The organism is uncultured Lacinutrix sp., assembly GCF_947500605.1.
Lineage (GTDB): Bacteria > Bacteroidota > Bacteroidia > Flavobacteriales > Flavobacteriaceae > Lacinutrix.
The window spans coordinates 36,405-50,818 of record NZ_CANMSJ010000014.1; the positions used below are offsets into that span (position 1 = coordinate 36,405).

The 14,414-nt window shown below is 31.7% G+C and carries 11 protein-coding genes and 1 pseudogene; all 12 read right to left on the reverse strand.

Features of this window, described 5'->3' with window-relative positions; translation table 11 throughout:
* Positions 1–6: 6 nt before the first annotated feature.
* Positions 7–1,191 carry an aspartate aminotransferase family protein gene (locus Q0935_RS15345; protein WP_299388141.1) on the reverse strand — a complete coding sequence of 395 codons (1,185 nt, stop codon included), beginning with the start codon at positions 1,189–1,191 and terminating at the stop codon, positions 7–9.
* Complete coding sequence (locus tag Q0935_RS15350; RefSeq protein WP_299388145.1) at positions 1,191–3,044, reverse strand: OstA-like protein; 1,854 nt, start codon at positions 3,042–3,044, stop codon at positions 1,191–1,193. Before Q0935_RS15350 ends, Q0935_RS15345 begins: the two co-directional genes overlap by 1 nt.
* A 131-nt stretch (positions 3,045–3,175) precedes the next feature.
* Positions 3,176–4,450, reverse strand: coding sequence for an adenylosuccinate synthase (locus Q0935_RS15355; RefSeq protein WP_299388148.1), 1,275 nt, complete (start codon positions 4,448–4,450; stop codon positions 3,176–3,178).
* A gap of 14 nt (positions 4,451–4,464) precedes the next feature.
* On the reverse strand, positions 4,465–4,923 hold the full coding sequence (locus Q0935_RS15360) for a Fur family transcriptional regulator (protein WP_299388151.1): 459 nt from the start codon (positions 4,921–4,923) through the stop codon (positions 4,465–4,467).
* A 96-nt stretch (positions 4,924–5,019) separates the two neighbouring features.
* Positions 5,020–7,239, reverse strand: a complete 2,220-nt coding sequence (locus Q0935_RS15365; RefSeq protein WP_299251283.1) for a RelA/SpoT family protein — start codon at positions 7,237–7,239, stop codon at positions 5,020–5,022.
* A gap of 95 nt (positions 7,240–7,334) precedes the next feature.
* Positions 7,335–8,312: a hypothetical protein gene (locus Q0935_RS15370; protein ID WP_299251284.1), complete on the reverse strand. Its 978-nt coding sequence runs from the start codon at positions 8,310–8,312 to the stop codon at positions 7,335–7,337.
* 59 nt (positions 8,313–8,371) lie between these two features.
* Positions 8,372–8,527: pseudogene (locus tag Q0935_RS15375) on the reverse strand (DUF885 family protein); the annotation flags it as partial.
* Between the two features lie 164 nt (positions 8,528–8,691).
* On the reverse strand, positions 8,692–8,958 hold the full coding sequence (locus tag Q0935_RS15380) for a hypothetical protein (RefSeq protein WP_299388155.1): 267 nt from the start codon (positions 8,956–8,958) through the stop codon (positions 8,692–8,694).
* 52 nt (positions 8,959–9,010) lie between these two features.
* Positions 9,011–10,246, reverse strand: coding sequence for a DEAD/DEAH box helicase (locus Q0935_RS15385; RefSeq protein WP_299251288.1), 1,236 nt, complete (start codon positions 10,244–10,246; stop codon positions 9,011–9,013).
* A 35-nt stretch (positions 10,247–10,281) separates the two neighbouring features.
* Positions 10,282–11,289, reverse strand: a complete 1,008-nt coding sequence (locus Q0935_RS15390; RefSeq protein WP_299388158.1) for a transglutaminase domain-containing protein — start codon at positions 11,287–11,289, stop codon at positions 10,282–10,284.
* Positions 11,290–11,304: 15 nt separating this feature from the next.
* Positions 11,305–11,985, reverse strand: a complete 681-nt coding sequence (locus Q0935_RS15395) for a carboxypeptidase-like regulatory domain-containing protein (RefSeq protein ID WP_299388160.1) — start codon at positions 11,983–11,985, stop codon at positions 11,305–11,307.
* A 162-nt stretch (positions 11,986–12,147) separates the two neighbouring features.
* Positions 12,148–14,406, reverse strand: coding sequence for an FUSC family membrane protein (locus tag Q0935_RS15400; RefSeq protein WP_299388163.1), 2,259 nt, complete (start codon positions 14,404–14,406; stop codon positions 12,148–12,150).
* Between the last annotated feature and the right edge of the window lie 8 nt (positions 14,407–14,414).

The window sequence follows — 14,414 nt, forward strand, 5'->3', positions numbered from 1 at the left end:
TATTGCCTATTTAACTAGTATGCTATTTAATACTTCAATAATAATGCCACAGCCTTTTATAATTTCATCGTTGCTAATGGTAAGTGGAGGAGTAATTCTAATGGCTTTTGGTTCGAATAATAGCCAAAAAAGAATTAAGCCGTTATCTTGTGCGTTTAATATCAGTTGATTAACTATTTCTGCGGAAGGTAACATAGCAGCTAGCATTAATCCTTTTCCTCTAATCTCATTTATTAAAGGATGTTTTAAGTGTGTTCTAATTAACTGCTCTTTTTCTAGAGTTTGTGACATTAAGTCACTTTCTATTATTTCTTGTAATGTGACTAAAGCAGCCGAAGCTATAACAGGATTACCTCCAAAAGTAGTAATATGTCCTAGTTTAGGATTGTCCTTTAAAGTTTCCATTAATTTGGTTGAAGCGGTGAATGCTCCAATAGGTAAGCCACCTCCTAGGCCTTTTCCTGTTACTAGAATATCTGGAATACAATTGTAGTTTTCGAAGCCAAATAATTTACCTGTTCTACCTATTCCTGGCTGAATTTCGTCTAATATTAATAATGCGCCAACCTCGTTACAGCGTTCTCTAACTTTTTGTAGATAGTTGTTTTTAGGTTCAATAAATCCAGCACCACCTTGTATGGTTTCTAAAATTACACAAGCTGTTTTTGTAGTAATGTGTTTTAAATGTGCTTCGTTATTAAAAGTAATATGACTAATTTCTGGAAGTAATGGTCTAAAAGGAGCTTTGCGTTCCTCAAAATCCATTAAACTTAGCGAACCCATTGTATTACCATGGTAAGCACTATGTGCTGCAATTATTTCGGTTCTGCCAGTTGCACGTCGTGCTAGTTTTAATGCACCTTCGATAGCTTCTGTTCCAGAGTTTACTAAATATGTTTTTTCTAAAGAATTGGGTAGGTTTTTTGCTAATAACTCGCAGAGATCTACAGCTGGTTTTTGGATGTATTCTCCATAAACCATAACATGTAAATACTTATCTATTTGAGTTTTTATTGCTGAAACTACTCTTGGGTGTGAATGTCCTAAAGGGCAAGCAGAAACACCTGCAACAAAATCTAAATAGGGTTTATTGTTGGTGTCGTATATATACGATCCTTTGGCATGAGAAATCTCCATGGCCAAAGGATGTGGTGTTGTTTGTGCTTGGTATTTAAAGAAATCGTCTTTCATTATTCCTTTTCTAATTCTAATATTTTTCCAACTGAAGGTTTTACGTTTTTTGGCTTCGTTTGTTTTGGAAGGTTCCTTTTTAGTTCCTCTTTTTTTACTTGTTTACTAGGAAGTTGTCTTGATGCTTTTAAAGGTTTATCATCGCGATCATCTCCAAAACGGACTTTTGGCTTGCTTTCTTGGTCGGCCAAATCAATACGGTTTAATAAATTTTCATCAAAAAATTCTTCATCAGGAACAGCCGGCGCTAAGCCTTTTATTATCGGTAATTCTAAAGGTGGATCATCTTTAAATAAATCTTCAACGCTTAATGGTCTTTCATCTTCTCGCCAATCGAAATCTTTTAATCTTAATGCTCCTTTTAATATATCTTCTTCAGGATATGTGTTCGCTTCAGGAGCAATTAGTCGTTTGTAATAATAAATATCTCCAGCTTCAAAATAGATTTCAATATTTGCAGAACGTGCTTTGTCTAAGCCAATAAATTCATCTTCTTCATTTCTAAGAATAAAAACGGATTCTGCATTTTTATAGATGTTAACCTGTTTCATTTGGTTGTTATCATCAAATAAGCTAACAAGTCGCTTTCCCTTTATTTGGCTATAATAATCTGTGCTTAATGTGTCTTTGCTAATAATAAACGCATTTTCGAAAACAATTAATGAATCGATTTTTTCGGTTTCGGTATTAGATTTTAAATGAATAGTATCACCTGTAATTTGGTTTGTTAAATTCCAGAGAATAGGTCTTCTTTTTACAGCAAATGCATCTTTAGCATCTAAACGCGATAGATTAATTAGTTGCGTTAAACCTGTTTGATGATTAAGATGTATAGAATCTGATTTTCCACTAATATCAGATTTAAACAATTTTGCATTTCTAAAAGCTCTAGTTATTCTATTATCTTCTTTTCCGGTAATCATTAAAGTATCAGAATGAATATAAATGGAATCGTTGTCTTGAACCGAAATCGCTAATGCACGTTTAGTAACAAAAGCGGAATCTTTAGATTTGTAAACTTCTGCATAATGACCTTTAATAATACTATTATTTATGGTGTCTGTAATTGTAATATTGTTTGATGCCGATGCAAAATCTTTATTTCTATCAAAAAACATACTATCTCCAACAACTACACGATTATCGTAGTCTATTCTTGAGTTTTTTGTAAAGTAACCAGTGTCGTTGTTAGTGTTGTAAAAACCACGTTCGCAATAAACAGTACTTGTTTCTCCTACAATTTTTGAAGGTCCATACATATAAGCATGTCCTGTTTCCGAAAAGAAATCTAATTGGTTTGTAGTTAGTACGTATTCCGGATTTACTAGTTTTACAGTATTTAGAAAACGGTATTTTTTTTGAGACATATAGTAACGACCAACAGTACTTGTAATTGTTCCTGAAGAATCTCTAACCACCATTCCTTCTTCATTATAAAAGGCTTCTTGTTTAGCACGATCGAAAAAGAGCTTGTCTGTAGTTAATACAGAGCTAGGTTCTGTTAAAACAACATCACCTTTAGCATAAGCTAGTTGTGTTTTTCCGCTATATTCAGCATATCTAGCAACCATAGTAATGGTGTCTCCTTGTATCATTTTTACGTTTCCGTAAGCTTCTACAAAATTTTCCTTACCATATAAAACAGCTTGATCGCAATACATATCTATACCATCATGGTATACGTGTACTTGTCCGGCATCGCTACGCGTTAGGATTCTTGCGCCAGGATAATTTTTTTCGTCTATTTCTCCAAAAGCTCCAGAGTCTTTAATTTCTATGTTTTTGCGTTGTTGAGCAAAACTATTGAAAGAGATTAGACTAAGTATAAATACTATTATTAAGTTTTTAAACATCTTGTAATTAGTGTTTCAGCAAAAATAACGATTAATATGAGTTCGCATTCTCTATTAGGAAAATTTTAATATGAAAAAACCTGTCTAAGTATTAACTTAAACAGGTTTTAAAATGCTATTATAGATTGAAATTAATCTCTAAAAATGGTTTGTTTTCTATCTGGTCCAACAGAAACAATTGTAATAGGAATTTCTAATTCTTTTTCAAGAAACTCTATATATTCGTTTAATGCCTTTGGTAGTTGAGAGTACTCAGTCATTCCTGTTAAGTCTTCACTCCAACCATTAAATTCAGTATAAACTGGCTCTACATTTTCTGGCTCGATATTAAACGGTAAATGTTCAATAGTTTCACCTTTATATTTATAAGCAGTGGCTACTTTTAAGGTTTTAAAACCAGAAAGCACATCACTTTTCATCATCATTAATTGTGTAACACCATTAACACGACATGTGTATTTTAAGGCTACTAAATCTAACCAACCACAACGTCTTGCTCTACCTGTTACTGCTCCAAATTCTTGACCAACTCTAGCCATTTCTTCACCATCTGCATCAAAAAGCTCAGTAGGAAAAGGTCCAGAGCCAACACGAGTAGTGTAAGCTTTAAAAATACCAAAAACTTCTTTTATTTGGTTTGGTGCAATACCTAAACCTGTACAAGCTCCAGCTGCTGTTGTGTTTGAAGATGTAACAAATGGATACGTTCCAAAGTCAATATCTAAAAGAGAACCTTGTGCTCCTTCTGCTAAAATAGTTTTTCCATCTTTTAACGATTGGTGTAAATAGGCTTCACTATCTATAAATTGTAATTCTTTTAATCTTTCTATAGACTCAAAGAATTCAACTTCCATTTCTTCTAAATCATACTGTATTTTTACATTGTGAAAAGCAATCATAGCTTCGTGCTTGTTTGCTAATTCTCTGTATTTTTCTTTCCAGTCTGGCATCTCTAAATCACCAACACGAATACCGTTTCTACCGGTTTTATCCATATAAGTTGGACCAATACCTTTTAAAGTAGAACCAATTTTGGCTTTTCCTTTAGAGGCTTCACTTGCAGCATCTAATAAACGATGCGTTGGTAAAATTAAATGTGCTTTACGTGATACAATTAGTTTTGCTTTGTAGTCAATATTAAACTGATCTAAGCCTTCTAATTCTTTAATAAATACTACAGGATCGACAACAACGCCATTTCCGATAATATTCATTGAATCTTTATGAAAAATCCCAGAAGGAATCGTTCTAAGTACATGTTTTATACCATCAAATTTAAGAGTATGTCCTGCATTTGGACCACCTTGAAATCGTGCGATAATGTTGTAATTCTTGGTTAATACATCAACAATTTTTCCTTTGCCTTCGTCTCCCCATTGTAAACCTAGTAGTAAATCTACTGCCATTGTAGTAAGTTTTTTTAGTTGTCTTCTATTTTGTTTTTTGTACCATAAAAATAGAGTGAGTGGTTTGTGATTGTGATATCAAAAACTTCTTCTATTGTTTTTTTTATGGATTGTATTCTAGGATCGCAAAACTCGATAACTTCACCGGTGTCTGTTAAAATAACATGATCGTGTTGTTTATCGAAATACGATTTTTCGTAATGTGCTTGATTTTTTCCAAATTGGTGTTTACGCACCAAACCACAGTCTAAAAGTAATTCTATGGTATTATAAAGTGTAGCGCGACTTACACGATATTTTTTGTTTTTCATTTTTAAATACAAAGATTCAATATCAAAATGTTCTTTGTTATTATAAATTTCTTGAAGTATAGCGTAACGTTCAGGTGTTTTTCTGTGACCATTACCTTCTAAAAAAGCTGTAAAAACATTTTTTACAATCTCTTGATTTTTTGTGTCTGTATTTGCGCTCATAATTTAAACGACAAATTTACGTATTTTTTTGGGGTAATTCTACAATTTTAAGAGATAGAATAACGTGTTATTAAGCAGTTATTAACAAGAATGATTTTATGCTCGTGAAACCTTCTCGATACCGTTAATTTTTTTTAGGTTATCCATTAATTTTTTAAGCAAGGCTTTGTTTTTAACACTCACATTAATTTTACCAGAAAACACACCGTGATTACTTTGAAAACTAATACTAGTCATGTTTACATGCATGTTTTCTGAAATGACCTTAGTAATATCGTTTACTAAACCTAAATTATCTATTCCAGAAAGGTTAATATTGGCATAGTATTCCTGTTTAGAGGAGTCAATCCACTTAGCAAGCATAATTCTATAGGCGTAATTAGACTGCATGCTTAATGCATTAGGGCAGTTTTTTTTATGCACTTTTATGCCATCATTAATAGTAAGGAATCCAAAAACGGGATCGCCAGGAATAGGATTACAACAAGTCGCTAATTTATAATCTAGGGTTTCTTCTTCTTTACCAAAAACAAGCATATCGTAACTGCTTGTAATTTCGTCTTTTTCTAATTCTTCTTTTGAAATCGAATTTTTTCGATTCATTTTATTCTTAATAAAACTAACCAAGGCATTACTTCTCGATGCCGCATAGTCTTTAAGCATTGGATTACTTATAGTACCAATACCAACACGGTAGAATAAATCTAAGCTGGTTTTAAGTTTAAAGTGGCTAACCATTTCATTAACCGATTTTTCATCAAGAGATATTTTAAGTTGTTTTAGTTTTCTACGTAAAATCTCTTTACCATCTTCGGCAATAAGCTTTTCGTCTTCACGCAATAGCGATTTTATTTTACCTCTAGCTCGAGAGGTTGTAGCATAATCTAGCCAGTTTGAATTTGGTTTTATATTTTCACTTGTTAAAATATCGACTTGATCTCCGCTATTAAGTTCATGACTTAGTGGTACTAGTTTTCCATTTACTTTTGCGCCACGTGTTTTCATACCTATTTCTGTATGAATACTGAATGCAAAATCTAAAGGTGTTGCACCTTTTGGGAGCGATTTTAAATCTCCTTTAGGTGTAAAAACAAATATTTCTTTAGAGTAGAGGTTAAGTTTAAATTGTTCTACAAAATCAACAGCGTTTGTAGAGTGGTTTTCTAGTGCTTCTTGAAGCCTATTAATCCACATATCTAAATTATCTTCTTTATCGTCGTTATTTTTGTATTTGTAGTGCGCCGCATAACCTTTTTCGGCAATCTCGTTCATGCGCTCACTTCTAATTTGTACTTCTACCCAACGTCCTTTAGGACCCATTACTGTAATATGTAACGCTTCGTAACCTGTAGATTTTGGAGAAGAAATCCAATCTCGTAATCGTGTTGGATTTGGTCTAAAGTGATCTGTAACGACTGAGTATATTTTCCAAGCTAAGAATTTTTCATTTTCCTTATCGGATTTATAAATAATTCTAACAGCAAACTTATCGTATACCTCATCATAGGAAACGCCTTGTTTCTCCATTTTTCGTTTAATAGAAAAAATAGATTTTGGACGCCCTTTTATTTCATAATTTAAACTTTCTTTATCTAAAGATGTTTTTATAACGCTATTAAATTCTTGAATGTAAGCATCTTGCTCTTGCTTGCTTTCTTTTGTTTTATGCAGAATCTCGTTATAGATTTCTGGCTCTGTATACTTTAAACTTAAATCTTCAAGTTCTGTTTTAATATTATAAAGACCAATTCTATGCGCTAAAGGCGCATAAATGTATAAGGTTTCGCTTGCAATTTTCTCCTGCTTGTCTGGACGCATGGAATCCATGGTTTGCATGTTGTGGAGTCTGTCGGCTATTTTAATAATAATAACACGTACATCATCATTAAGTGTAAGCAGCATTTTTCTAAAATTCTCTGCTTGAAGCGACACGTCCATGTCTTTCTCCTTACTTAAAGATGAAATTTTAGTTAAACCATCTACAATTCTTGCAACGGTTTCACCAAATAGTTTTTCAATATCTTTTACAGTATAGTCATCACTATCTTCTACAACATCGTGAAGTAGAGCGGCTGCAATAGAGGTGGCATCCATTCCTATTTCTGAAGCCACAATACGTGCTACAGCAATAGGATGAAATATATAAGCTTCACCACTTTTTCTACGCTGCGTTTTGTGTGCATCTACGGCAACATCAAAAGCTTTACGAATTAGTTTTTTATCGTCATCTGTTAACGATGTGTAACTAACCTTTAATAAGTCTTTATAGGCTTTTGCAATTGTTGCGTTTTCTTTTTCTATTTCTGCTTCCGTCATATAAATAAAAATAAGAATTAAATATCAATGTGCAAGCCCTTTTTTTTATTTTTTAAATGAAGAAATAAAGATGAGTAGAAAAGTTGTGGTTTTAATTAATCTTCCTTGTAGACTTCTAAATTTAAGCCTAATCCGTAATTGTTTAAGCCTGCTTTAAGTAAGTTCGATTTTTCAACATTTTGTTTGTCGAAAAGTGTCCATTGTCCGCCGTTTAAGAAAATACGTCTTACAAAGGTTCTTTTCTCTGAAATTTCGTCTGTAAAAGGTAATAGTGGTCTAAACGTAGTCGATACTTTAACAATACCGCGTTTTGTTTTAATTTCTTGATATTTTTTATTGGGTAATAATTTTCCTTTTGCATCTGTATAACCCAATACTTGAAGTGAAATAAATAAACCGTTTTTAGGCATGTAGATATCGTTTTCAGTAATATCAAATTCTAAAATCTTATCATTTTTTTCGTTTGCTATAAATACAATATTCTCGTATGTTAAAACATCGCCAGGTAAACCGTTGTTGTTTTTGTAAAAATTGACTTTAAATAAAGTAGAGAACGGTCTTTTTTTAGACGATTTCCTTTTGCGTTTATCCCAATCTTTAGCTTCTACTTTTATTGGAATTTGTAAGCTAGATAATCGTTTTGTTTTATTTGAATTGTTAGGGAAATACACCGCGATTTCACTTTCTATTGTTGGTAGCCAGCATTTGTAATAATCTTCGTGTACAGTTGGTTTTATTTTATCTATTTTAAATTTACCTTTTGGTTTGGTTAAAAAGACTTCGTCAAGTGTGTTTATACTTGACTTCATTGTGATTGTAGGAGGTAAATTATGAGTGGCTAATTTTAAGTCGTTAAAACCAATTGCAGAAATATATAGAGAATCTATATCCTTATACAGTTTTTGGGTAAAATGGAATTTACCTAAATCGTCTGCAAACAAACCATTACCATTGCCAAAGGAAATGGTAGCGTAGGAGACAGGCTCTTCAATCTCAGAAATTATGGTGGTGTTTTGTGCTTCAGAAAAAAATGAAGCACAAATAAAACAGAATATATAGAATAGGTTTTTCAATGTGTAATGTGTTTTAATTTTTTATATAACAAGTGTACTGGTTATTTTGAAGCCTCTATCTACTTATCAATCTTAGTTTCTAATAAAGCTAATGGCACAGAACCGGTTTCTAGTACTTGATTATGAAACTGTTCAATTTTAAATTTATTGCCTAAAGTTTCTTCAGCTTTGGCGCGTAATTCTCTAATTTTTAACTGACCAATCTTATAAGATAATGCTTGTCTAGGATTAGGTTAATTGTTTTGTCCACATTTGATTAATAGGCGTTAAATCTTCACGAAAATTTAAACGCTCTAAATTAATGTTACAATCCCAAATTAATATATCACGACTTAGCTGTTGTGTGCTGTTTAATTGGCTGTCTTTGTAAGATTCGGCTTTAGTTTAAAACCTTGATAATAGTTTTTTTCTTCTGTTGAAAACCAGGACTAAGAGTGTTTGGAAGCTTGTTGTTATATCTATTGTCACCAGCAGAAGTCGTATTTAATGGATTTAATTTTAATCCTTCTTCATAAAAAAGGTCTAGCATAGCACTAAACTCTGTGTTTTTTTCTGAAGTTATTTCGGTTGTTGTTTCTGTAGTTTTATCGTTTTTACATGAAGCAAGTAAAACGATGATACAGAAAATAGATAAGTAGTGTTTCATAAATATTAAAATTTTGAAACACTAAAATACAGATTTTAAAAATGAACAAAGATTAATACCAGCGTTTTTTCTTCTTTTTAGAGGCTTCGCTTTTACGTCCTTTTCTGTGTTTAGAACCTTGTTTTTTATGTACAACAGGTTTTTCCTTTGGATCTAAAGGATGCGGATGATCTTCTACAACATCCAATTGTAAACTAATAAGTTGTTGTATAGCCTTAACATATTCTTTTTCGTCTGCCGAACATAAAGAGTAAGCAGTTCCTGTATTTCCTGCTCTTGCCGTTCTACCAATTCTATGTACGTAAGTTTCTGGTACGTTTGGCATATCGAAATTAACAACAGCATCTACATCGTCTACATCAATACCACGTGCAGCAACATCTGTTGCAATTAAAATATCGACCTTATTCTTCTTGAAATTATTTAAAGCTTCTTGTCTTAGTGTTTGGCTTTTATCACCATGTATACTATCGGCTTTATAATTATTTTTAAGTAGTGTTTGTTCTAATTTATCGACACCATATTTAGTACGACGAAAAATAATTACTCTACCATTTATAGTGCTGCGCAGTAAATGTAAGCATAATTCTATTTTGTCTTTTTTAGGAACATAATATAAAGCCTGATTTACATTTTTAGAGGTTGAAGAATTTTGTGATACTTCAACACGTCTTGGATTATTTAAAATTGTTTCAGCTAATTGTTCCACCTTGTAAGGCATAGTTGCCGAAAATAAAAGTGTTTGCTTTTCTTTAGGACATAGTCTTTCAATTTTATTAACATCGTCTATAAAACCCATGTCAAGCATTAAATCTGCTTCATCTAAAACTAAAGTTTCTACATAGTCCAAGTTTACAATATCTTGCTTATGTAAATCTAGTAACCTTCCAGGTGTTGCAATTAAAATATCTACACCTTTTTTTAGTGTTTCTTTTTGCGGTTCTATGGAGGCACCTCCAAAAACTACTGTAGATTTTAGATTGGTATGCGTAGCGTATTCTTGAAAATTTTCTTGAATTTGAATGGCTAGTTCACGAGTTGGACTAATAATTAACGCGCGAATTTTCTTTTGGCTTTTACCAGCATCTTGCTTATCGTACAATAATTGTAAAATAGGTAAGGCAAAAGCAGCCGTTTTTCCTGTTCCTGTTTGGGCAGAAGCAATCACGTCTTTTTTATCTAAAACCAACGGAATCGTACGCTCTTGAATAAGTGTTGGGTTATCGTAGCCTTTCTCGGCAATAGCACGAAGTAATGGTCTGTTTAGTTTTAGATCTTTAAATGACATGTAATAAATATTTGCTGCAAAGGTAGTTCTATAATTTAACTTTTCGTCACCTCAATTGTATATGTCGCAACTATATCATTATTAATTTTTAAGTGTACATCGTAAAAACCTTTATGATTAAATTTATGTTTAAAGGTTGTTATATTATTTTCAGTTTTAAGATCATAAATATTAAAAGCATGTTCGCTGTTTCCTAAAAAGTGAACTAAAGTTATTTTATCTGTAGCTTTGTTTTTTAAGCTTTTAAAACTAAAAGTAACTTCGTCTTCTTTTTTAATAGTATTATCCATCTTTTCTGGACTTACAGGAATTATTTTCTGCTTAAAAGTTTCACCATAAACTAGAGGAGAAGCTATAAAATTAGATTGTATTAATTCATTATTTAGTAACCACTTTTTATTTAAAGGATAGTGGCTTTTAGCAAATAAAATAGGATCTGTTAAAAAGTAACCATCATTATAATCGTTTATAAAAAGAGCATTTGCAACCAGATAGCCACTAGACCAAGTGGCATCGCATAAATACCATTTGTTATTTAGTTTTACAGCATTCCAAGAATGGTTTGCCATTTCAAGACTATTAATGTTTGCGGTTGTAGAACGTCCATAACCATCTACAATTTTACATTCTATATTAGCGAAAAAGCATAGTTCTTTAATTAAGTAAGCGTAACCAGTACACATGGTTTTTTTATTATTAATTAATCTTTTGTAAACTGTTTTCTTGTACTTGTTATTCCATTTTATGTAAGCTAAACTATCGTTGTTTAGTTTTTTGCGTTGCTTACTTACTTTATCATTTTGATAGATATCACCTTTAATATTATTACAGACCCAAGTGTAAATAGCTCTAAATTTTTCAACATCGGTTGGAAGCTTGTATGTAAGATTATGTGCAAGTAATGGCAAATTATTTAAATCACTTCCTTTATACAGTTTCGCTACATTATTTGCAATAGTAAAATCGGTAGATTTAAAATCTGAAATCTGTGCAATCGCATTATTAAAAATTAAAAGCGAGAATAAAAGAAGTGTGTTTTTCATATTAAAAAAAAAGAATTATTTAGTTCTATTAGACTTGTAAACTTCTTTTACAGCAATCTTTCCCATTAAAATAACAGAGTCCATTTCCATGTTTACTTTCAAATCGATGGTTTTAGAAGCATCTTTACTTTCAATTACTATTTTTTGAGAATCCATTCCTACAGAGCTAAAAATTAATACGTCTCCTTTTTTTAATTTTTGAGGAAATGTAAAGTTACCATCAAAGTCTGATGTTGTTCCAATACCCGTACCTTCAAGTAAAATATTTACACCAGGTAATGGCAAAGAGTCTTCAGAGATGTTTCCTTTTACAAGAATATTATTTTTAAATTTTGAAGTATTAATTGCTAAATCGCTATCAGAAGTTTTCGAGATTGTTTTAGCATCTTGAGCTTGAGCCATGTTAAAAGTAAACAACGATAAACAAGCCAAGCCAATGCCAGTTAATAGGCTGTATCTTTTTCTTTGTTGTGGTATTGGGCTAGGAGTGTTAAGCTGACTCGCTTTAAACCTACCACAAGTATCTTGCTTGTTTTCTGTTTTAAAATATTTTGCAATTTCTGAGTTTTCAAATTTTGTAAAATCGATGACTTCCTTTTCACAAGAGCCACAAAAACCACCTTTTGGTGTTGGAGCAAATTTATTAAAGTTTTCTTGGCAAGGTGTTTTAATGTTTAAGCTAAGTTGATTTTTCATGGTGTACGTTTTATGTGTTAATATACATCAAACATATACTTAACGTTAATAGTATAAAATGAAGAACGCGTAAACCATGCGTTTCAGTGAGTGAAACGCTTCTTTTAATGAGTTTAGAGAATTGGAAGATTGAATTTGATACCGTTTTAATTACCTAATAGCTTAATTAAAAACAGATTTATACTTTATGGTCACGTTATTTAAATTAACAGACAGAGACTTTAACCACAATAATTGATTGCTAATTAAATGTGCTTCTTGAAGATTTAAAAGCGTTTTATTGTCTATTTCCGTTTGTCCGGCTTCGATATCACTATCGCGTTTTAAAGATAAATTATTATAACGTTTTTGAAGTTTTTCGTGCGCTTGGTGTATTTCTTTTTCTTCGGAAAAGTGAACGGTTTCATTAAGTTCTAATTTTGAAGCAGCATGTTTTAAAGATGAGGTAATATCTTTAATAATGGTATCGAATTCTTCTGAAGCTGGTGTTGTATTATGATTTAATACATAACTACCAATAGACGCTATCGCAGATAATATGGTGTGGTTTAAAGTTACCATATCGTAAATTAAAGCAGATTCTTTCTGTTTAGATTTTGGATCTTGTGTTAAACGTTGAAAAGCAGCATTTAAATTACTCATTGCTAGAAAAGCCTTTTTTCTTGAGACTTTGTACTCTAAACTATTTTCTTCTTTATTATGGTATAGATGTTTTGTGGCTTCTAAGTAATCACTGTTAGTAGTAATTACGTTTAATATTACCGAATCTAAGTTTTTATATTCCCAGCTCGGGAATAATAAATAGTTTGCTAAAACCGCAATTCCGGCACCTAAAACGGTATCGATAACACGATATTGAATAACTGTAAAAGCATTAGGATCTATAAGTGCGTAAACAAAAACGATGTTTAAGGTTATAAAAGCAGCACCAGCTTTATAGCTTTGTTGTATTAAAGAAAAGGCGAAGGTTAGTGAGATAACTGCCAATACCATATACACAATGGTGTTTTGTGTAATTAAAACAATTGCTGTTGCTATTACAGCTCCAATTATGGTACCTATAATTCGATTTTTAGAACGTTCTTTGGTTAGTCCATAGTTAGGACGCATGATAACTATAATGGTTAAAATAATCCAATAGGCGTTTTTAATATCTAATAAACTACCTAATAGAAAACCAAAAACAATAGCAATAGTTAGTCTTAACGCATGCCTTAACATTGGCGATTTTAAACTAAAATGCTGTAATAATATATTAAAACTATAATCTTGAGACGTTAAAAAAGGTACAGACTCCTTCGTTTTTAAAAAGGCTTTAGAGTTGTTTTTTACTTTTCTTAAAACGCGTCTAATCGCTTTTACTTCTTGTAGTAGTTGCTTTTGGTAATCTTGAAGATTTCTTAACGAAATTGCACCTTCGCGAGCCTTTGGTAAAGAAATTTCATCTACATAGTCCAATATGGCTTTATCAGTCTCTTTATAGATATCGTTAAATAATTCTATATCTGGTAACTTGCCTTTTTTTATTAATAATTCGGATAAAGCAATAAGGTGTTTTCCCATTTCTTTATTCATTTTCTTAAAGCTATTCAAGTGCTTTTTTCGTAAACCAAATAAAGAATCTATTTTAGAATAGTCTAGAGAATTAGCTAAAGCCAATTCGAAAATATCGACTAAAGATATAAATATTAACAAACGTCTTTCGTTAGAGTGGGATCTTCCAGAGCGTTTTCTGCCTTCTAAAAGTAACTCCCTTAATGTTTCGTGTTTCTCACTTATTTGCGTTTGTAGAATTAATGCTTTTTTAGAAAACTTTTCACGCTTATTAGGCTTTACCAATAGCTTGGCTCTAACTTTTAAAAACTGTCCGGTAAGTTGTAGCGTATCAGACAGTATTTGGTCGTCGTCTTTTTTAGGAAAAATCCAATTGGCAAATAATGAAAAACTTAAATACCATAAACCTCCTAAGCCTAAAAGACCAACATGTATAGCAATCGATTTTATGTCTGGTTTGTCTATTGCTAAAGCTAAAACAATTGCCAATAAGCCAGAAAAAGAGATTAAAGAAGCTCTAAAACCATATGCAGATATTAAACTAATACCAAAACTTAAAACAGTAATAGCAATTACCAGTAAAACAAAAACAGGTTTGGTTATAAGTATTATAAAGGTTATTAATATGGTTAATGCAATACTAATAAAGATCCCGTTAATTTTACGTCTTAAACTTCCTGGGACATCGCTTGGAGCATTTAAAAAAATACCAAGAGCAATTGCAGGAGCATAAGCAAATAGGTCTAAAATATTAAAAACGAATAAAGGTAAAACTATAGCAATTGTAAGTAGAACACCTCTATAAAAGCTAGAGCCTTTAAGAAATAATTCGGTAGTTTTTATATACGCTTTTAACTTGTTTTGCATAGTAACTC

Bases quoted from the DNA above. Each gene is read 5' to 3' on its own strand.
- Q0935_RS15365 (WP_299251283.1), bottom strand. From the start codon at position 7,239: ATGACGGAAGCAGAAATAGAAAAAGAAAACGCAACAATTGCAAAAGCC.
- Q0935_RS15350 (WP_299388145.1), bottom strand. From the start codon at position 3,044: ATGTTTAAAAACTTAATAATAGTATTTATACTTAGTCTAATCTCTTTC.
- Q0935_RS15400 (WP_299388163.1), bottom strand. From the start codon at position 14,406: ATGCAAAACAAGTTAAAAGCGTATATAAAAACTACCGAATTATTTCTT.
- Q0935_RS15395 (WP_299388160.1), bottom strand. From the start codon at position 11,985: ATGAAAAATCAACTTAGCTTAAACATTAAAACACCTTGCCAAGAAAAC.
- Q0935_RS15385 (WP_299251288.1), bottom strand. From the start codon at position 10,246: ATGTCATTTAAAGATCTAAAACTAAACAGACCATTACTTCGTGCTATT.
- Q0935_RS15380 (WP_299388155.1), bottom strand. From the start codon at position 8,958: ATGAAACACTACTTATCTATTTTCTGTATCATCGTTTTACTTGCTTCA.
- Q0935_RS15390 (WP_299388158.1), bottom strand. From the start codon at position 11,289: ATGAAAAACACACTTCTTTTATTCTCGCTTTTAATTTTTAATAATGCG.
- Q0935_RS15345 (WP_299388141.1), bottom strand. From the start codon at position 1,191: ATGAAAGACGATTTCTTTAAATACCAAGCACAAACAACACCACATCCT.
- Q0935_RS15360 (WP_299388151.1), bottom strand. From the start codon at position 4,923: ATGAGCGCAAATACAGACACAAAAAATCAAGAGATTGTAAAAAATGTT.
- Q0935_RS15355 (WP_299388148.1), bottom strand. From the start codon at position 4,450: ATGGCAGTAGATTTACTACTAGGTTTACAATGGGGAGACGAAGGCAAA.